Raw genomic sequence first — 18,213 nt, forward strand, 5'->3', positions numbered from 1 at the left:
GGGCGCCGCTCTCTATGCTGCTGGTCAGGCCGTGAACAAAAGGAGACCGCCGCCTTGACCGCAGAGCCGGAGGAGTCCGTGGTGCAGCAGGGGCGCGAGGACGCGCCCGGGGCCGGCGCCGGGAACGAGCGCACGCCCCGCTTCGAGGAGGAGAGGGGCGGCGCCGGCACGCCCGACAACTTCCAGCGGCTCTGGACTCCGCACCGGATGGCCTACATCAAGGGCGAGAACAAGCCCACGGGCGCGGGGTCGGGCGACGGCTGCCCGTTCTGCGAGATCCCGAAGATGACCGACGAGGAGGGGCTCATCGTGGCCCGCGGGTCGTCGGTTTTCGCGGTGCTGAACCTCTACCCCTACAACTCCGGGCACCTGATGGTCGTCCCGTACCGGCACGTCGCCGACTACGCCGACCTCGAAGAGCCGGAGTACGCGGAGCTGGCGACGTTCACGCAGCGGTCCCTGACGGCGCTGCGCAAGGCGAGCGGCGCGCAGGGCTTCAACGTCGGCATGAACCTCGGTCTCGTCGCCGGCGCGGGCATCGCGGCCCACCTGCACCAGCACGTCGTCCCGCGCTGGGGCGGCGACACGAACTTCATGCCGGTCGTCGGGCAGACCAAGGTGCTGCCGCAGCTGCTGCGCGACACCCGCCGGATGCTCGCCGACGCCTGGCCGCACGACGTCTGACTTTCCGGCGCCTGACTTTCCGGCGCCTGACTTTCCGGCGCCTGACCGTCCGGCGCCCGAGCGGGCGGGCCGCCGGCCCTAGGCGGGAGGCGCGGCGCGCCGCAGGCCCCCGTCGCCCGGCGCGCGGGGCGGGGCCTGCGAGACGCTCATCAGCTCCGAGACCGTGACGAACTCGTAGCCCTTGGCGCGCAGGCCGCGGATCATCGGGACGAGGTTGCGCAGCGCGACGAGGCGGTCGTGGTGGCCGGTGTCATGGGCGAGCAGGATCGTGCCGGGCCCGGTGTTGCCGACGATGTAGTCCACCAGCGCCGGCGGGTCGTCCTCGTAGGTCTTCTCCAGCATCTTGATCGACCACAGTGCGATGTCGTACTCGAACCGGCACGCGGCGCTCAGCGTGGTCCCGCCCAGATGGCCGAACGGGGGCCGCAGGAACCGGGGCTCCTTGCCGACGATCCGCCCGATGGCGTTGTGGGCGCGCCGCAGCTGCTCCAGGGCCCGCTCGTCGGAGAGGCGCGACAGGTCCTGGTGCTGCCAGGTGTGGTTGCCGGCCTCGTGCCGGTCCATCCGCCCGTGCACGAGCCGGGCGTGCCGGACGAGCCGCTCCCCGACGAGGAAGAACGTGGCCTTGACCCGCTCGGCGTCCAGGATGTCGTGCACCATGGGCGTCCAGTTGGGCATCGGCCCGTCGTCGAAGGTGAGGGCGACGAGCTTCTGGGCGGTGTCGACGCCCCAGACCACGTCCACATGCGCGTTCCCGGGCCGCCACGGACCGGCGATGGGGACCGCCATCGCCGACGAGGGCGCGTTCCCCGAACCGACCACGGCGCCGACCGCCTCCGCCCCCGCGCCCAGCGTGACCGCTCCGGCGGCCGCCAGGCCGAACCCCTTGATGAACGCCCGGCGTCCGGGGGCGGCCGGACGCCGGGGGTCGTCCACGTTTTCCATTGTGCGACCACGATGCCACCGCGGACCCGGCCTGATCATCGGCCCTGCGGCCGAATCGCGGGTCACCCTGCGGGATGAGCCCGGCTCCCCCCGAGGTCGCGTCCGCGGGCGCTCGGCGTCACCGCGGCGGAGGGGGCGGGACGGGGCCCGGCACGCGCCGGGCCCCGTCCGCGGGCGTGCGCGGTCAGCCGTCCCTGGAGTCGGCGGCGACCTTGTCGGCGAGATGCGAGGGGAGCGGCTCGTAGCGCAGGAAGCCGCGGGTGAACGTGCCGGTGCCCTGCGACATCGACCGCAGGTCGATCGCGTACCGGACGATCTCCAACTGCGGCACCTCGGCCTTGATCATCGTGCGCCCGCCGGGCACCGCCTGGGAACCGAGCACCCGGCCGCGCCGCGAGGTGAGGTCGGACATGATCTGGCCCACGTACTCGTCGGCGATCAGGACCTCCACCTCGTCGACGGGCTCCAGCAGCAGGATCGGCACCTGGCCCGCCGCGTCCTTCAGCGCGAGCGCGCCGGCGGCCTGGAACGCCATGTCGGAGGAGTCGACCGAGTGCGCCTTGCCGTCGTGCAGCGTGACCTTGACGTCGACCATCGGGTACCCGGCGGACACGCCCCGCTCCATCTGCTGCCGGACGCCCTTCTCGACCGACGGGATGAACTGGCGCGGGACGACCCCGCCGACGATCTTGTCGACGAACTCGAAGCCCTCGCCGGAGGGCAGCGGCTCGACGTCGATGTGGCAGATGCCGTACTGGCCGTGCCCGCCGCTCTGCTTGACGTGCCGGCCGAGGCCCTTCGCCGTCCCGCCGAACGTCTCCCGCAGCGGGACGCGCAGGTCCACCCGCTCGACCTCGACGCCGTACCGGGCGCGCAGCCGGTCGATCAGCACGTCGGCGTGGGCCTCGCCCATGCACCACAGCACCAGCTGGCGGGTCTCGGCGTTGTTCTCCAGCCGCAGCGTCGGATCCTCGGCGACGAGCCGGCCGAGCGCCTGGCTCAGCTTGTCCTCGTCGGCCTTGGACTTCGCGCGGATCGCGACCGGCAGCAGCGGGTCCGGCATGGACCAGGGGGCCATCACCATGGGGGCGCCCGGATCCGACAGCGTGTCGCCGGTCTCGGCGCGGCCGAGCTTCGCGACCGCGCAGATGTCGCCCGCCCCGCACGACGAAACGGTGCGCTGCGTCTTGCCCAGCGGGGAGGTGAGCGCGCCGACGCGCTCGTCGACGTCGTGGTCCTCGTGGCCGCGGTCCTCCATGCCGTGCCCGGAGACGTGCACGGTCGTGTCGGGGCGCAGCGTCCCGGAGAAGACGCGGACCAGCGAGATCCGCCCGACGTAGGGGTCGGACGTGGTCTTGACGACCTCGGCGACCAGCGGCCCCTCCGGATCGCAGGAGATCTCCTTCGGGGGCCCGCCCGCCACCGGGGTCACGGGCGGGATGCCGTGTTCGAGGGGGGACGGGAACGCCTGGGTGATGACCTCCAGCAGTTCCGGCATGCCGACCACCGGGCCGGGGTGGTCGCCGTGCGGGACCGACGTCGCGAGGACGGGGTAGAAGCTGCCGCGCGCGACCGCGGTCTCCAGGTCCTCGATGAGCGCCTTGACGTCGATCTCCTCACCGGACAGGTAGCGGTCCATGAGGGTCTCGTCCTCGCTCTCCTGGATGATCCCCTCGATGAGCGAGGCGCGCTGCTCGGAGATCTGGTCCAGGTACCGGGGATCGGGGTCGCACTCGGTGCGCCGCCCGGTCGAGTAGTCGAGGCAGCGCTGCGACAGCAGCCCGATCAGGCCCTTCAGGCCGTCGTCGCCCTGGGCCGGGAAGTACAGCGGCGCGACGCCCTCGCCGAAGACGTCCTGGCAGGTCATGACCACGTCGTCGTAGTCGCCGCGCTGCTGGTCGACCTTGGTGATGACGACCGCGCGGGGCATCCGCACCGCCGCGCACTCCTCCCAGATCATCCGGGTGAGCCCGTCGATGCCGTCCACTGCCGAGATCACGAACAGTGCTGCGTCGGCGGCGCGCAGCCCGGCCCGCAGGTCGCCGACGAAGTCGGCGTAGCCGGGGGTGTCGATGAGATTGACCTTGACGTCGCCGTGCGCCAGGGGCGCGAGCGCGAGGTTGACCGAGCGCTGCTGGCGCACCTCCACGTCGTCGAAGTCGCTGACGGTGGTGCCGTCCTCGACCTTCCCCGCCCGCTGCAGCGTGCCCGTGGCGGCGAGCAGCGCCTCGACGAGCGTGGTCTTTCCGGCCCCCGAATGGCCGACCAACGCGACATTGCGCACCTTGTCGCACCCGCCGGCCTCCGGTGCCCTGCCGGGGGCTCCCGGGTGGCCTCCCTTGTCCGCCATGACTACCTCCTCGGACGGGCCTCTCGCGGAGGCCCGCGTGCGGCTGGGGCCCGGCCCGGCGGGCCCGGCCCTGACGTCCGAGTGCGGCGTCCGACCTCGTCCAACGCGCGTGACCGACGTCACACCCGTGTCAACAGCCTTTCCCGTGCGGGCCGGGATCACAAGGGGTGAACGGCAAACAACCGCGATCCGTCCGGGCCGGTGGGCCGCGGGCCCCGCGACCGGCCGCGCGCCCGCGGCGTGCGCACTACGATGGGCGCGCCGCGTGGGCGCCGGTTCGCCCGCGGCGGGGCCGCCCCCGGTGAGCACGACTCCCGGCCGCGACTCCCGATGATCACGAGAACGGACGTCGATGCTCAACAAGATCAGGCCCGCGCTGGGGCGAGTCCTCACCCCCGTCGGACAGGCGGTCGCGCGGACCGGGGTCTCGCCCAACGCCATCACCGTCATCGGGACGGTCGGCGTCGCCGCCGGCGCGCTCGTGCTGTTCCCCCGCGGGGAGTTCTTCTGGGGGACGATGGTCATCACCGCGTTCGTCCTGTTCGACATGCTCGACGGCGCGGTCGCCCGGGTCACCGGGAAGATCTCCGCGTTCGGCGCGTTCCTGGACTCCACCATGGACCGCGTCGCCGACGCCGCGATCTTCGCCGGGCTGATGATCGGGCTGTACCGGGCGGGCCAGGAGCCCCTCGCCGGGGTCGCCCTGTACTGCCTGGTCTCCGGGGTCGTGGTGTCCTACGCCAAGGCCCGCGCCGAGGGCCTCGGCTACACCTGCAACGTCGGCATCGCCGAGCGCGCCGAGCGCCTCATCGTCGCCCTGGTCGCGGCCGGGTTCGACGGGCTGGGCGTCCCCTACATCCTCGCCGTCGCCCTGTGGGGCCTCGCCGTGCTCAGCACCGTCACGGTCGGGCAGCGGTTCGCCGCGGTGTACGCCCAGGCGAGGCCCGGCGCGGGCGCCGGAGCCGGGAACGGCGCGCCGAACGGGGCCGAGAAGACGCCGGAGCCGCGTCCATGACCACCCCCCGCCGCGAAGAGGCGGCGCCGTCGCTTCGCGACGAGGTGACCGACGCCGTCTACGCCCTGGGCTGGACGGTCGTCCGCAAGATGCCGGAGAGCGCGGCGCGCCTGGTGTTCGCCGCGCTCGCCGACCGCACCTGGCACCGCTACGGCGGCGGCGTGCGGCAGCTGGAGAAGAACCTGTGCCGCGTCCTCGGCAAGGACGCCGTCGACGACGAGGTCCGCGTCCTCAGCAAGAAGGTGCTGCGCTCCTACTTCCGCTACTGGCTGGAGGTCTTCCGGCTGCCCGAGTACGACCGGGCGCGGATCCTCGGCCGGATGCGGGTCACCGGCGAGAAGAAGATCTTCACCAACCTCGACTCCGGGCGGGGCGTCATCCTGGCGCTGCCCCACATGGGCAACTACGAGCACGCCGGCGCGTGGCTGGTGCACTGCGGGTACCCCTTCACCACCGTCGCCGAGCGGCTCGAACCCGCGTCGCTGTTCGACCGGTTCGTCGAGTTCCGCGAGGGCCTCGGAATGGAGGTCCTCGCGCACAAGGGCGCCTCCGCCTACGGGCGCATGGCGCAGCGGCTGCGGGCCGGCCGGCCCGTCTGCCTGGTCGTCGACCGCGACCTGACCGAGAGCGGCATCGACGTGCGGTTCTTCGGCGCCACCGCCCGGATGCCCGCCGTGTCGGCCGCGCTGGCCGTCCAGACGGGCGCCGCCCTCATTCCCGTGACACTCTGGTACGAGGGCGAGTATTGGGCTGCGCGGGTCCACGAGGAGATCCCCGTGCCGGACGGGGGCGGCAGACAGGAGAAGATCCAGGCCATGACCCAGGACCTCGCGCGCGCCTTCGAGGAGGGCATCGCCGCCCACCCCGAGGACTGGCACATGCTGCAGAAGGTCTGGGTGGACGACCTCCCGGACGGCCGAAGATGAGGGCCGGCCGATGAGGGTGGGACTCGTCTGCCCCTACACCTGGGACGTGCCGGGCGGCGTCCAGCAGCACATCGGCGACCTCGCCGAGGCGCTCGTCGCGCTCGGCCACGCGGTGTCGGTCATCACGCCCGCCGACGACGACGCCGATCTGCCGCCCTACGTCGTGTCGGCCGGGCGCGCCGTCCCCGTCCCCTACAACGGCTCGGTCGCGCGGCTGGCGTTCGGGTTCCTGTCGGCCGGCCGGGTCCGGCGCTGGATCCGCGAGGGCGGGTTCGACGTCCTGCACGTCCACGAGCCCGCCGCGCCGTCGCTCGGGCTGCTCGCCTGCTGGGCGGCCGACGGGCCCATCGTGGGCACGTTCCACGCCTCCTACGAGAGGTCGCGGGCGCTGTCGGTCACCGCGCCGATCCTGCAGAGCGCCCTGGAGAAGATCACTGGCCGGATCGCGGTGTCGGAGGCCGCGCGCACCACGCTGGTCGAGAACCTCGGCGGCGACGCCGTCCTGATCCCGAACGGCGTCGCGACCGAGCGCTACGCGCCGGCGGAGCCGCTGCCCGGCTGGCGCGGCCGCACGGACACGCCCAGGGACGGCGACGGGGGAGCGCTGGGGTTCCTCGGCCGGATGGACGAGCCGCGCAAGGGGCTGCAGGTGCTGCTGCGCGCCTTCGAGATCCTCGGCCGCTCGCGCCCGGGGCTGCGGCTGCTGATCGCCGGTCCCGGCGACGCCGGCGACGTGCTGGCGCGGGTCCCGGCCGGCCTGCGCGACCGCGTCGTCGTGCTCGGCATGGTGAGCGAGCAGGACAAGGTCCGCGCCTACCACTCGGTGGACGTCTTCGTCGCGCCCAACCTCGGCGGCGAGAGCTTCGGCATCGTCCTCGCCGAGGCCATGGCGGCGGGCGCGCCCATCCTCGCCAGCGACATCGAGGCGTTCGACCGCGTCCTGCGCGGAGGCCGGGCCGGGGCCCTGTTCCCGGCGGGCGACCACGAGGCGCTCGCCGCGGCGGCCGGGGAGCTGCTCGACGACCCGGCCCGCCGCAAGCAGCTGTCCGCCGAGGCCCGCGCCGCCGTCCGGACCTACGACTGGTCGTCGGTGGCCCGCGACGTGCTGCGGGTGTACGAGACCGTCACCGGCGGCCGCGCGGGCGTGGTCGAGTCCGGGCTCGGGGCGTAGGGGGCGGCGTGTCCTACGACTGGGTCATCGACGTCCTGTTCTGGATCGCCGTCGCCTTCCTGATCGTGGTGTACGTGTCGTGGCGCGCGACCAGGCTCGACCGGCTGCACGTGCGGGTCGAGACGGCCCGCGCCGCGCTCGACGCCGCGCTCGTCAGGCGGGCCGCCGCCACGCTGGAGCTGGCCGCTTCCCGGCTCCTGGACCCGGCCACCAGCCTGGTGCTGGCCACCGCCGCCCACGAGGCCCGCACCGCCGACGCCGAGGGCCGCGAGTTCGCCGAGAGCGACCTGTCGCGGGCGCTGCGCGCCGCCGTCGACCAGCCCGGGTTCGTCGACGCCCTCGACGCCCGCGGCGGCGGCGACGGCAGGGCGGTCCTGGACGAGCTGGAGTCCGCCGCCGCGAAGGTCGCCTACGCCCGCCGCTTCTACAACGACGCCGTCTCCCAGGCCCGGATCGCGCGCCGCAAGCTGCTCATCCGCGTCCTGCCGCTCGCCGGGAGGGCACCGCTCCCGGACTTCTTCGAGATCGACGACGACCCGCCCGGGATCTGAGGGCCCGCGATCCGCCGGGGCCGCGTTGATCGGGGCAGCCCCGCGCGGCCGTACCACCGGGCGGGCGAGCGCATCAGATCACGTTCGCTACCCTCTGGCAGATCGTCCAAAGGAGGGGTAGATCGTGCGATCTGTCTGGGACACCACCGTCCGGGGGCGTGCGGCCGCGGGGATGGGCGTCCTCGTCATCGGCGCCGCGCTGTCGGCCTGCTCGGGCTCGGACGGCGCCGCGAAGCCGGCGCCGCCGCCGAGCGGCACGGGCACGCCCCAGGCCGCCGGAACGCCGACGCCCGCGACGCATCCGTTCACCGGCGGCGCCAGGGGACTGGCCAATCCCGTCCTCGCGGTCAAGATCGAGAACACGCGGCCCGCGCTCCCGCAGAGCGGCGTGTCGGCCGCCGACATCGTCTACGTCGAGCAGGTCGAGGGCGGCGAGACCCGCCTGATGGCGGTCTACTCCTCCAAGCTGCCGAAGAAGGTCGGGCCCGTCCGCAGCGCCCGCATCTCCGATCTGCACATCCTGCCGCAGTTCGGCCGTCCCGCCTTCGCGTTCTCGGGCGTCCAGAGCAAGATGAAGAAGTACATCCGCAAGGCGCCGGTGTACGACATCTCCCAGGAGAGCGCGGGCGGCGCGTACTTCCGCTCCGGCGACAGGCGCATCCCCTACAACCTCTACGCCGACCCCAAGAACCTGCTGAAGCAGGCGCCGAAGGCCGCGAAGCCGCGCGACATCGGCTTCCGCTTCGGAGACGCTCCTGACGGCGGCAAGCCCACCAAATCGTTCACCGCCCGGTGGCCCGCCGCCACCATGGGGTTCACGTGGTCCGCGAAGCAGAAGCGGTGGCTGGCCAGCTGGGGCGGCACCCCCGACCGCGCCGCCGAGGGCGGGCTCCTCGGGGGCAGGACCGTCGTCGTGCAGTACGCCAAGACGACCCGCTCGAAGTTCCACGACTTCCTCGGCAGCTACACGCCGCTGATCCACACCACCGGCACCGGCCGCGCGGTCGTCCTCCGCGACGGCAAGGCCTACGGCGCCAAGTGGTCGCGCTCGTCCGAGGATGAGGGCACCACCTACACCACCGCCGACGGCAGGCCCATGACCTTCGCTCGCGGCCAGGTCTGGGTCGTGCTCGTCAACGACGGCAAGCCCTACACGCCCTAGCCGGAGGCGCTGTGGCCCGTCGCCCGTCACTCCGTAAGCGGCCGGCGCCCCCCGCTGACACTCTGCCGGGTCGAGATGTCGTGCGAGCAGGCAATATCATGGGAAAAGACATGTCGTCCGTCCACGTGAGGAATGCCCGTGACCACTTCCACTCCCGTCCCTGACAACGCCGCGCCCGAGACCGGGACCGCCCGCGTCAAGCGCGGCATGGCGGAGATGCTCAAGGGCGGCGTGATCATGGACGTCGTCACGCCCGAGCAGGCGAAGATCGCCGAAGACGCGGGCGCGGTCGCCGTCATGGCCCTGGAGCGGGTCCCCGCCGACATCCGCGTCGAGGGCGGCATCTCCCGGATGAGCGACCCCGACATGATCGACGGGATCATCGCCGCGGTCTCCATCCCCGTCATGGCCAAGGCCCGCATCGGCCACTTCGTCGAGGCGCAGGTGCTGCAGGCGCTCGGCGTCGACTACATCGACGAGTCCGAGGTGCTCACGCCCGCCGACTACGACAACCACATCGACAAGTGGGCGTTCACCGTCCCGTTCGTGTGCGGGGCCACCAGCCTCGGCGAGGCGCTGCGCCGCATCACCGAGGGCGCGGCGATGATCCGCTCCAAGGGCGAGGCGGGTACCGGCGACGTCTCCAACGCCACCACCCACATGCGCAGGATCCGGCAGGAGATCCGCCGCCTGCAGAACCTGCCCGAGGACGAGCTGTTCGTCGCGGCCAAGGAGCTCCAGGCCCCCTACGAGCTGGTCAAGGAGGTCGCCCGGGCGGGCAAGCTGCCCGTCGTGCTGTTCACCGCGGGCGGCATCGCCACCCCCGCCGACGCCGCGATGATGATGCAGCTCGGTGCCGAGGGCGTCTTCGTCGGCTCCGGGATCTTCAAGTCCGGCAACCCGGCCCAGCGCGCCGAGGCGATCGTGAAGGCCACCACCTTCCACGACGACCCCGACGTGATCGCCAAGGTGTCGCGCGGCCTCGGCGAGGCCATGGTCGGCATCAACGCCGCCTCCCTCGGCGAGGACCAGAAGTTCGCCGGCCGCGGCTGGTAGCCCAGGTTCGTCCGCCCGGCCCGGGTGGCCGGGCGGATCGGTGGGTACCCCCCTCCACACGGGCCGCCGAGAGGGTTTACGCTGACGGCGCGGCCGGAGGGGCGAGCCCCGGCTGGTGCCCGGCCGCGGGAGGGAAGAGCATGGCTTGGTCGGTCGCGCTGGCGTGCGCGAGCGCGGGTGAACCCACTGAGGTGTTCCGGCCGGGCCTGGCGCCCGACCCCGACGCCGCCGCGACGATCGCGCGCCGCCTCTACCCGGCGGCCACCCTGACCGAGACCGGCGACACGGTCCTGGACTTCGCGCTCTGGCCGTACGAGGACGAGCTGTTCGTCGGCGCCTTCGACCGGGCGCTGCTGCTGTGCGACCGGCGGCTGTTCTGCCTCGACGACGACGCCCGCCGCATCGCCGACACGGCCGCGGCGGCGCTCCCCGGCTCCCACTGCGGCGTCCTCGTCCTGCACAACGTGATCCGCAGCTGCTGGTTCCGCTGGTACGAGTCGGGCGTGCTGCTCCGCGACGTGTACGTCACCGCCGAGGACGGCGTGGTCGTCGACCAGGGCGAGCGGCTGCCCGCCGAGGGCCCGTTCTGGCGCGCCGTCGACGAGGGCGCGCCGGACGTGCCGCTCCCGTTCGACCCCGAGGAGTTCGGGCTCGCGCTCGCCGAGCAGTACATGTTCGGCCGCGGCATCGCCGACCGCGGCAAGGACGGCTTCCTGCCCCTGGAACTCCCGGTCCGCCGCTTCCGGCACGCCTGACCCCGCCCGGGCCGGATCGGCCCCGGGGAAGATCAGCAAGGTCGTCGGGCGTTGTAAGGAGCGTCTAGGGTTGAGACGTCTCCTCGTGTCCCGGAAGGTTTCCACGTGACTGCTGTGCCCACGATCGGTGTCCTCGCCCTGCAGGGCGACGTGCGCGAGCATGCGCGCGCGCTGGAGGAGGCCGGGGCGCGCACCGTGAAGGTGCGCCGTCCCGACGAGCTGGAGCGGGTCGACGGGCTGGTCCTGCCCGGTGGGGAGTCCACCACCATGTGGCGGCTGGCGCGCTCGTTCGAGCTGCTCGAACCGCTGCGCAAGCGGATCGAGGCGGGCATGCCCGCCTACGGCTCCTGCGCCGGCATGATCATGCTGGCGGACCGGATCCGGGGCGGCGTGGCGGGCCAGGAGACCGTCGGCGGGATCGACATGACCGTGCGGCGCAACGCGTTCGGCCGGCAGGTCGACTCCTTCGAGGCCGCCGTGCCGCTGACCGGTATGGGTGACACGCCGTACCACGCCGTTTTCATCCGCGCACCCTGGGTGGAGTCCGTCGGCGACGCCGTCGAGATCCTCGGACGCGCGGAGAGCGGCCAGAACGCCGGTAGGATCGTCGCCGTCCGCCAGGGGCGCCTCATGGCGACCGCGTTCCATCCGGAGCTGACGGGCGATTTCCGCGTGCACCACTACTTCGCCGATCTGGTGCGCCGGACGACAGAGGAGGATTGACAGATGTCCGGCCATTCCAAGTGGGCGACGACCAAGCACAAGAAGGCGGCCCTCGACGCCAAGCGGGGCAAGCTCTTCGCCAAGCTGATCAAGAACATCGAGGTGGCGGCCCGCACGGGCGGCGGCGACCCGGAGGCCAACCCCACCCTCTACGACGCCATCTACAAGGCGAAGAAGAACTCGGTCCCGAACGACAACATCGAGCGCGCCCGCAAGCGGGGCGCCGGTGAGGAGGCCGGGGGCGCCGACTGGCAGAACATCACCTACGAGGGCTACGCCCCGGGCGGTGTCGCGGTGCTCATCGAGTGTCTGACCGACAACCGCAACCGGGCCGCCTCGGAGGTCCGCGTCGCGCTGACCCGCAACGGCGGCTCCCTCGCCGACCCGGGCTCGGTCTCCTACATGTTCAACCGCAAGGGCGTCGTGATCGTCCCCAAGGCGGGCACCAGCGAGGACGACGTGATGATGGCCGTCCTGGACGCCGGCGCCGAGGAGGTCAACGACCTCGACGGGGAGAACTTCGAGGTCGTGAGCGAGGCCGGTGACCTGGTCGCGGTCCGCTCGGCGCTGGTGGAGGCCGGGATCGACTACGAGTCGGCGGAGAGCAAGTTCCTGCCGAGCGTCACCGTCCCGCTCGACGAGGACAACGCCAAGAAGGTGTTCCGGCTCCTGGACGCCCTGGAGGACTCCGACGACGTCCAGGAGATCTACGCCAACTTCGACGTGAGCGACGAGGTCATGGCCTCCATCGACGCCTGACGCCCCGTCGCCGGCAACGCCGCCGCCGCCCGCCCGGGCGCGGCGGCGTTTCTCGTCGGCGCCGTCGCATACGGTCTGGATCATGGAGATTCGCGCTCTCGCACCCGACGAGGTGGACGCCGTCCGTGACATCCGGGCCCGCGCCTTCGGGCCGCTGCCCGACGAGGTGTGGGCCCGCCGGTCCCGTCTCGCCCGGCAGGCGGCGGAGGCGGGGCGGCAGTTCGCCGGCTACGACGGCGGCGCGGTCGTCGCCACGGGGGCCCTGCTCGACATGACGCAGTGGTGGCACGGGCGGGCGGTGTCCACGGCCGGGGTCGGCGCGGTCACGGTCGCCCCCGAGGAGCGCGGGCGCGGCCTCGGCCGCCGTCTGATGGGCGACCTGCTGGAGCGGTGCGCCGGTCTCGGTCACCCGCTCGCCATGCTCTACCCGGCCACGACGCGGCTCTACCGGTCGCTCGGCTGGGAGCACGCGGGGGCCTGGCACCACGTCGACCTGTCCACCGAGGCTTTGCGCACGATCGCGGCCGAGCGGGTCCCCGTCCGCAGGGCCGGGCCCGGCGACGCCGCCGAGGTGGCCGCCGTGATCGCCCGCGCGCACCGGACGGCGCGCGACTGCGGTCCGGTCGGCTGGCCGGAGGCGAGATGGCGCGAGCACCTGGGCGCCCCGGACGGCTACCACTACCTGGCCGAGGACGGGTTCCTGTCCTACCGGTGGGCGGAGGGCAACGCCGGGCTGGAGGTCGCGCGGCTCGTCGCCTCCTCCGAGAGGACGCTGAGGGCGCTGTGGGCCATCGTCGGGTCCGGTTCGTCCACGGCCGAGTCGGTGCGGGCCTGCGTGTCGCCGATGGACCCGGTGCTGTGGCTGCCGCGCGAGCGCGAGCACGAGACCGTCCACCGCTCCCAGTGGATGCTCCGGGTCGTCGACGCGCCCGCGGCGATCGCGGCGCGCGGCTTTCCTGCCGGGGTCGCGGCCGGGGTCCCGCTGGAGATCGACGATCCGCAGCGTCCGGCGAACTCGGGCCGGTGGCACCTGGAGGTCAAGGACGGGGAGGGGCGGCTGGAGCGTTCCACCGCTACCGGCGCCGACGCCGTCCGCCTCGGCCCGCGCGGCCTGTCGGCGCTCTACTCCGGGATTCCGGAGTCGACGCTCCGCCGCGCCGGCCTGCTCCAGGGCGGGAACGCGGAGGCGCTCGCCGCGGCGTTCGCGGCCACGCCGTTCTCGCTGGATTACTTCTGACCGGCCACGCGGATTGATAGCGTTGGCGGCCGAACAAGTGATCGAAGGAGCGGCCGTGCGGGTGATGGGGGTGGACCCCGGGCTCACCCGGTGCGGGGTCGGGGTCGTCGAAGGCGCCCCGGGCAAGCGGCTGCACCTGGTGCACGTGTCGGTCGTGCGGACCGCCCCCGACGAGGACCACGCCCTGCGGCTGCTGGGCGTGGAGACCGGAATCGCGGCCGTCATGGACGAGCTGCGCCCCGACGCCGTCGCCGTCGAGCGCGTGTTCTCCCAGCACAACGTCCGGACCGTGATGGGCACGGCCCAGGCCGCCGGGATCGCCATGCTGCTGGCCGCCCGGCGCGGCCTGCCCGTCGCGCTGCACACCCCCAGCGAGGCCAAGGCGGCCGTCACCGGGAACGGCCGCGCCGACAAGGCGCAGGTGACCCGGATGGTGACCCGGCTGCTGTCCCTGGAGACCGCGCCGAAGCCCGCCGACGCCGCCGACGCGCTCGCCCTGGCCATCTGCCACGTGTGGCGCGGGGGAGCGCAGCAGCGGCTCGCGCACGCGCAGCGGTCGCGCATCGAGGAGGCGGCCAGGGCCGAACGGGAACGGCTCGCCGCCCGGAGCAGAGGAGGAAGCGTCCAGTGATCGCCTTCGTCAGCGGCCGGGTGGCCGCCGCGGGACCCGACGGGGCGGTGATCGACGTGCACGGCGTCGGCCTCTCGGTGCAGTGCACCCCCGCCACGCTGGCCGGCCTGCGGGTCGGGGAGCAGGCGCGGGTGCCGACCTCCCTCGTCGTCCGCGAGGACTCCCTCACCCTGTTCGGGTTCGCCGACGACGACGAGCGCACCGTCTTCGAGCTGCTCCAGACCGCGAGCGGCGTCGGGCCCCGCCTCGCCCTGGCGATGCTGGCGGTCCACTCGCCGAACGCTCTGCGCCGCGCCGTGTCCACCGAGGACGTGACCGCGCTCACCAAGGTGCCCGGCATCGGCAAGAAGGGCGCGCAGCGCATCGTCCTGGAACTGCGGGACCGCCTCGGCGGCCCTGCCGGCGACGACGGCGGCGACCTGCGCGCGCCCGCTCGCGCCGAGCCGTGGCGCGACCAGGTGCAGATGGGCCTGGTCAACCTCGGCTGGTCGGCCAGGGACGCCGACGCCGCCGTGGACGCCGTCGCGGCCGAGCTCGACGGCGGCGAGGCGCCCCCGGTCGCGGCGCTGCTGAGGTCGGCCCTGAAGAAGCTCAGCAAGCCATGACGGAGCCGGGGGAGGCGCGGGGAGCCGGGATGAGCGAGACCGACGAGACGGAGCGGCTGGTGTCCGCGGACGCCGGCGGGACCGAGGAGCAGCAGATCGAGGCCGCGCTGCGGCCGAAGAAGCTGGACGACTTCGTCGGGCAGGAGCGGGTCCGCGAGCAGCTCTCGCTGGTGCTGCACGGCGCGCTCGGACGCGGCCGGACCCCCGACCACGTCCTGCTGTCGGGCGGGCCCGGGCTCGGCAAGACCACCCTCGCCATGATCATCGCGGCGGAGCTGGGGCAGCCGCTGCGGATCTCCTCGGGGCCGGCGATCGAGCGGGCCGGCGACCTCGCGGCCGTGCTGTCGACCCTCGCCGAAGGCGAGGTGCTGTTCCTGGACGAGATCCACCGGCTGGCGCGGCCCGCCGAGGAGATGCTCTACATGGCGATGGAGGACTTCCGCGTCGACGTCGTCGTGGGCAAGGGCCCCGGGGCGACGGCGATCCCGCTGGACATCGCCCCGTTCACGCTGGTGGGCGCCACCACGCGGGCGGGGATGCTGCCCGGCCCGCTGCGCGACCGCTTCGGCTTCGTCGCGCACATGGACTTCTACGAGCCCGCCGAACTGGAGATCATCGTCCGCCGGTCCGCCCGGCTGCTGGACGTGGAGATCTCCGACGACGCCGCCGCCGAGGTCGCCGGGCGCTCGCGCGGCACGCCCCGGATCGCCAACCGGCTGCTGCGCCGCGTCCGCGACTACGCCGAGGTGCGCGCCGACGGTGTGATCACGCGGGAATCGGCCCGCGCCGCCCTGGCGTTGTACGAGGTGGACGAACGGGGCCTTGACCGGCTCGACCGTTCCGTCCTGGAGTCGCTGATGCGCAAGTTCGGCGGCGGGCCGGTGGGCCTGTCGACGCTGGCCGTGTCGGTGGGGGAGGAGCCCGAGACCGTCGAGGTCGTCGCGGAGCCGTTCCTCGTCCGGCAGGGTCTGCTCGCCAGGACGCCGCGCGGAAGGGTCGCCACGGCCGCCGCGTGGGCGCACCTGGGGCTTCCCCAGCCGCCGACGGCGCCGATGGCGGGCACCCTGTTCGACCTGGACCGGGACGCCGGCCGGACGGAAGAGTGATCATCTGATAACGGGTTGGGAACTTCCCGGCGTCGTCGATCGTCGCCTCGTTGCCGGGGTCTCGCGTACTCTCTAGACTCCGGGACTTGGTTCACCGTCTCCAGCCGGCGGTCCCGTTGCACGTGACCGGTCTGGTCACAGGCTGGGCAATCGACATCGGAAGGATGCCCCAGTAATGGGCAGCGACATTATTCTCGCGGCGGGCTCGGGTGGTAGCGGGTCCTTCAATCTGCTCCTGCTTCTCGCCGTGCCTCTGGTCTTCTACTTCCTGCTCATCCGGCCGCAGAGCAAGCGCCGCAAAGAGCAGATGCAGATGCAGAACGCCATGGAGCCGGGCGCCCGCGTCCTGACGACCAGCGGTATCCGCGCGACCGTCGTGTCGGTCGACGACGACGGAATCGTGCTGGAGATCGCCGACGGCGTCGAGGTCCGGTTCGTCAAGCAGGCCGTCATGCAGGTCCTCAAGGACGACGACCCCGAGGAGCTCGACGACGAGCACGACGAGGACGCCGAGGACGAGGACGGCGACCGCGTCGACCTGTCCAAGGACGGCTCCGAGGTCGACCTGTCCAAGGACGGCGACGACGAGGCCGCGCCCGCCGCGGACGTTGCGGGCGAGGACGGCGAGCCCGAGTCCAAGCCGAAGGGGAAGGCGAAGGTCGAGGCGGGCGACAAGCCCGCCTGACCCCTCTCACGGCGACGATTACGACGGGAAGTACGACGACAAGTGGCTCCGCCCAAGAATGCTCCCAAGCCCGGGCGCACGCTCCTCGCGCTCTTCGCGATCATGGTGGTCATGGCCGGTCTGGCGGTCTGGCAGGGGCAGACGAAGCCCAAGCTGGGCCTGGACCTCGCCGGCGGGACGACCGTGACGCTCACGGCCAAGACCGCGAACGGCAAGAATCCCCCGGCCGACCAGATGAACCAGGCCGTCAAGATCATGACGAAGCGCGTCAACGGTCTGGGGGTCTCCGACGCCGAGGTCGCCAAGCAGGGCAGCAACAACATCGTGGTGAACGTCCCCGGTGAGGGGCAGGGCCGCGTCGTCAACCTGATCGGGACGACGGCCAAGCTGCAGTTCCGCCAGGTGTTCGCGGTCGCCGACGGGAAGCCGTCGAGCGGGGCGGCGCCCGTCCCGTCCTCCAGCCCGACGAAGGGCACGGGGGAGAAGAAGGACGGGGGCAAGAGCCCGTCGCCGTCCGCGTCGGCCTCCCCCTCGGGTGGCGCGTCGCCGTCGGCGTCGTCCACCCCGCGCGGCCGGGCCGTGTCGGGGGCGCTGGCGGCCCCGACGCCCAAGCCGTCCGGTTCCTCCGCCGCGTCGCCCGCGCCGTCGGCGTCGTCGCCGCTGGGCCAGCCGTCCGGGCAGCCCGCGGCCCCCGCGCAGGACTACCCGGGCGTCACCGACAAGGCCGTGATCAGCCAGTTCGAGGCGCTGAACTGCTACAGCGGCGACCGGCGGGCCCCGGGCTCCAACGACCCGAACCGCAAGTTCGTCGCCGCCTGCGACCAGGACGAGGAGAGCGGCCAGGCCGCCAAGTACATCCTCGGCCCGGTCCGGGTGCTGGGCGAGAACGTCTCCTCGGCGAGCGCGATGCCGCCGAACGCCCAGCAGGGCCAGGCCAGCTGGTCGGTCTCGCTGAAGTTCGACGGCACGGGCGCCCGCCAGTTCGGCGAGGTCACCACCGCCGCGTCCCAGGCCTACCAGCAGAACCCGTCCTCCCCGCAGGCGCAGGTCGCGATCGTCCTCGACGGGCAGGTCGTCTCCGCGCCGAGCATCCGCGAGGGCGCCATCACGGGCGGCACGGCCAGCATCGACGGCCCGCCCGACAGCTTCAACCAGCAGTACGCCACCGACCTCGCCAACGTGCTCAAGTACGGGGCGCTGCCGCTGGAGTTCAAGCAGAGCTCCATCGACGAGGTGTCGTCCACGCTCGGCTCCGACCAGCTGACCGGCGGGCTGATCGCCGGCGCGATCGGGCTCGGCCTGGTGGTGCTCTACTGCCTGTTCTACTACCGGGGCCTCGGCCTGGTGGCGGTGTCCAGCCTGGTCGTGGCGTCGGTCATCACCTACGAGGCGGTGGTGATCCTCGGTGAGGGGATGGGCTTCCGGCTCTCCCTGCCGCACATCATCGGCCTGATCGTGTCCATCGGCATCACCGCCGACTCGTTCATCGTCTACTTCGAGCGGCTGAGGGACGAGCTGCGGGCCGGGCGCAAGCTGCGCTCGTCGGTGGAGAACGCCTGGAAGCGGGCGCGGCGCACCATCCTCGTCGCCGACGCCGTCACCTTCCTCGCGGCGCTGGTGCTGTACTTCCTCGCGGTCGGCGGCGTGGCAGGGTTCGCGTTCGCCATGGGCCTCACGACGCTCATCGACGTCATCGTGGTGTTCTTCTTCACCAAGCCGTTGGTCGCGCTGCTGGCGCGCACGAACTTCTTCGGGCGCGGGCATCCGATGTCCGGCCTCGATCCGAGGCGCCTGCACAAGGCGCAGGACACCTCCGCCCCAGCCGCCCGCACGACGAGCCAGGAGGCCTGAG

General features: G+C 72.8%; 18 protein-coding genes. 16 read left to right on the forward strand and 2 right to left on the reverse strand.

Translation table 11 applies throughout. The features are described 5' to 3' along the window. Positions 1–54: 54 nt before the first annotated feature. Positions 55–684: an HIT family protein gene (locus BJY14_RS40755; RefSeq protein ID WP_246396299.1), complete on the forward strand. Its 630-nt coding sequence runs from the start codon at positions 55–57 to the stop codon at positions 682–684. 78 nt (positions 685–762) lie between these two features. On the opposite strand, the gene BJY14_RS40760 is transcribed toward BJY14_RS40755, so the two are convergent. Then, a complete protein-coding gene (locus tag BJY14_RS40760; protein ID WP_179848469.1) occupies positions 763–1,620 on the reverse strand; it encodes a polysaccharide deacetylase family protein in 858 nt (285 codons plus the stop codon). Positions 1,621–1,813: 193 nt separating this feature from the next. After that, complete coding sequence (locus tag BJY14_RS40765) at positions 1,814–3,979, reverse strand: elongation factor G-like protein EF-G2 (RefSeq protein WP_179848470.1); 2,166 nt, start codon at positions 3,977–3,979, stop codon at positions 1,814–1,816. 352 nt (positions 3,980–4,331) lie between these two features. Between BJY14_RS40765 and pgsA the strand changes: the two genes are divergently transcribed. The 15 genes from pgsA to secD all read left to right on the forward strand — a co-directional run bounded on the left by pgsA (position 4,332) and on the right by secD (position 18,212). Next, positions 4,332–4,994 carry a phosphatidylinositol phosphate synthase gene (gene pgsA / locus BJY14_RS40770; protein WP_179848471.1) on the forward strand — a complete coding sequence of 221 codons (663 nt, stop codon included), beginning with the start codon at positions 4,332–4,334 and terminating at the stop codon, positions 4,992–4,994. After that, positions 4,991–5,920, forward strand: a complete 930-nt coding sequence (locus BJY14_RS40775; protein WP_179848472.1) for a phosphatidylinositol mannoside acyltransferase — start codon at positions 4,991–4,993, stop codon at positions 5,918–5,920. Before pgsA ends, BJY14_RS40775 begins: the two co-directional genes overlap by 4 nt. Positions 5,921–5,930: 10 nt before the next feature. Next, a complete protein-coding gene (locus BJY14_RS40780; protein WP_179848473.1) occupies positions 5,931–7,091 on the forward strand; it encodes a glycosyltransferase family 4 protein in 1,161 nt (386 codons plus the stop codon). Between the two features lie 8 nt (positions 7,092–7,099). Next, positions 7,100–7,642: a LemA family protein gene (locus BJY14_RS40785; protein ID WP_179848474.1), complete on the forward strand. Its 543-nt coding sequence runs from the start codon at positions 7,100–7,102 to the stop codon at positions 7,640–7,642. Positions 7,643–7,766: 124 nt separating this feature from the next. After that, on the forward strand, positions 7,767–8,804 hold the full coding sequence (locus BJY14_RS40790) for a DUF3048 domain-containing protein (protein ID WP_312879700.1): 1,038 nt from the start codon (positions 7,767–7,769) through the stop codon (positions 8,802–8,804). A 132-nt stretch (positions 8,805–8,936) separates the two neighbouring features. After that, entirely contained in the window at positions 8,937–9,860 is a 924-nt protein-coding gene (gene pdxS, locus BJY14_RS40795) for a pyridoxal 5'-phosphate synthase lyase subunit PdxS (protein ID WP_179848475.1), read from the forward strand. Between the two features lie 140 nt (positions 9,861–10,000). After that, a complete protein-coding gene (locus BJY14_RS40800) occupies positions 10,001–10,615 on the forward strand; it encodes a DUF6928 family protein (RefSeq protein WP_179848476.1) in 615 nt (204 codons plus the stop codon). 105 nt (positions 10,616–10,720) lie between these two features. After that, positions 10,721–11,338 (forward strand): pyridoxal 5'-phosphate synthase glutaminase subunit PdxT, encoded by a 618-nt coding sequence (gene pdxT / locus BJY14_RS40805; RefSeq protein WP_312879703.1) that lies wholly within the window; start codon positions 10,721–10,723, stop codon positions 11,336–11,338. Positions 11,339–11,341: 3 nt separating this feature from the next. Then, complete coding sequence (locus tag BJY14_RS40810; RefSeq protein WP_179848477.1) at positions 11,342–12,097, forward strand: YebC/PmpR family DNA-binding transcriptional regulator; 756 nt, start codon at positions 11,342–11,344, stop codon at positions 12,095–12,097. 82 nt (positions 12,098–12,179) lie between these two features. Beyond that, the gene (locus BJY14_RS40815) at positions 12,180–13,334 is read left to right on the forward strand and encodes a GNAT family N-acetyltransferase (RefSeq protein WP_179848478.1); all 1,155 of its coding nucleotides are present in this window, start codon (positions 12,180–12,182) and stop codon (positions 13,332–13,334) included. Positions 13,335–13,389: 55 nt separating this feature from the next. Continuing rightward, complete coding sequence (gene ruvC / locus BJY14_RS40820) at positions 13,390–13,965, forward strand: crossover junction endodeoxyribonuclease RuvC (protein WP_179848479.1); 576 nt, start codon at positions 13,390–13,392, stop codon at positions 13,963–13,965. Continuing rightward, positions 13,962–14,570, forward strand: coding sequence for a Holliday junction branch migration protein RuvA (gene ruvA / locus BJY14_RS40825; protein WP_179848480.1), 609 nt, complete (start codon positions 13,962–13,964; stop codon positions 14,568–14,570). Before ruvC ends, ruvA begins: the two co-directional genes overlap by 4 nt. Positions 14,571–14,599: 29 nt before the next feature. Then, positions 14,600–15,676 (forward strand): Holliday junction branch migration DNA helicase RuvB, encoded by a 1,077-nt coding sequence (ruvB, locus tag BJY14_RS40830; protein WP_179848481.1) that lies wholly within the window; start codon positions 14,600–14,602, stop codon positions 15,674–15,676. Positions 15,677–15,851: 175 nt separating this feature from the next. Further along, a complete protein-coding gene (gene yajC, locus BJY14_RS40835) occupies positions 15,852–16,361 on the forward strand; it encodes a preprotein translocase subunit YajC (protein WP_179848482.1) in 510 nt (169 codons plus the stop codon). A gap of 42 nt (positions 16,362–16,403) precedes the next feature. Continuing rightward, positions 16,404–18,212, forward strand: coding sequence for a protein translocase subunit SecD (gene secD, locus BJY14_RS40840; protein WP_312879705.1), 1,809 nt, complete (start codon positions 16,404–16,406; stop codon positions 18,210–18,212). The last annotated feature ends 1 nt before the right edge of the window (position 18,213 follow it).

The organism is Actinomadura luteofluorescens (assembly GCF_013409365.1).
Lineage (GTDB): Bacteria > Actinomycetota > Actinomycetes > Streptosporangiales > Streptosporangiaceae > Spirillospora > Spirillospora luteofluorescens.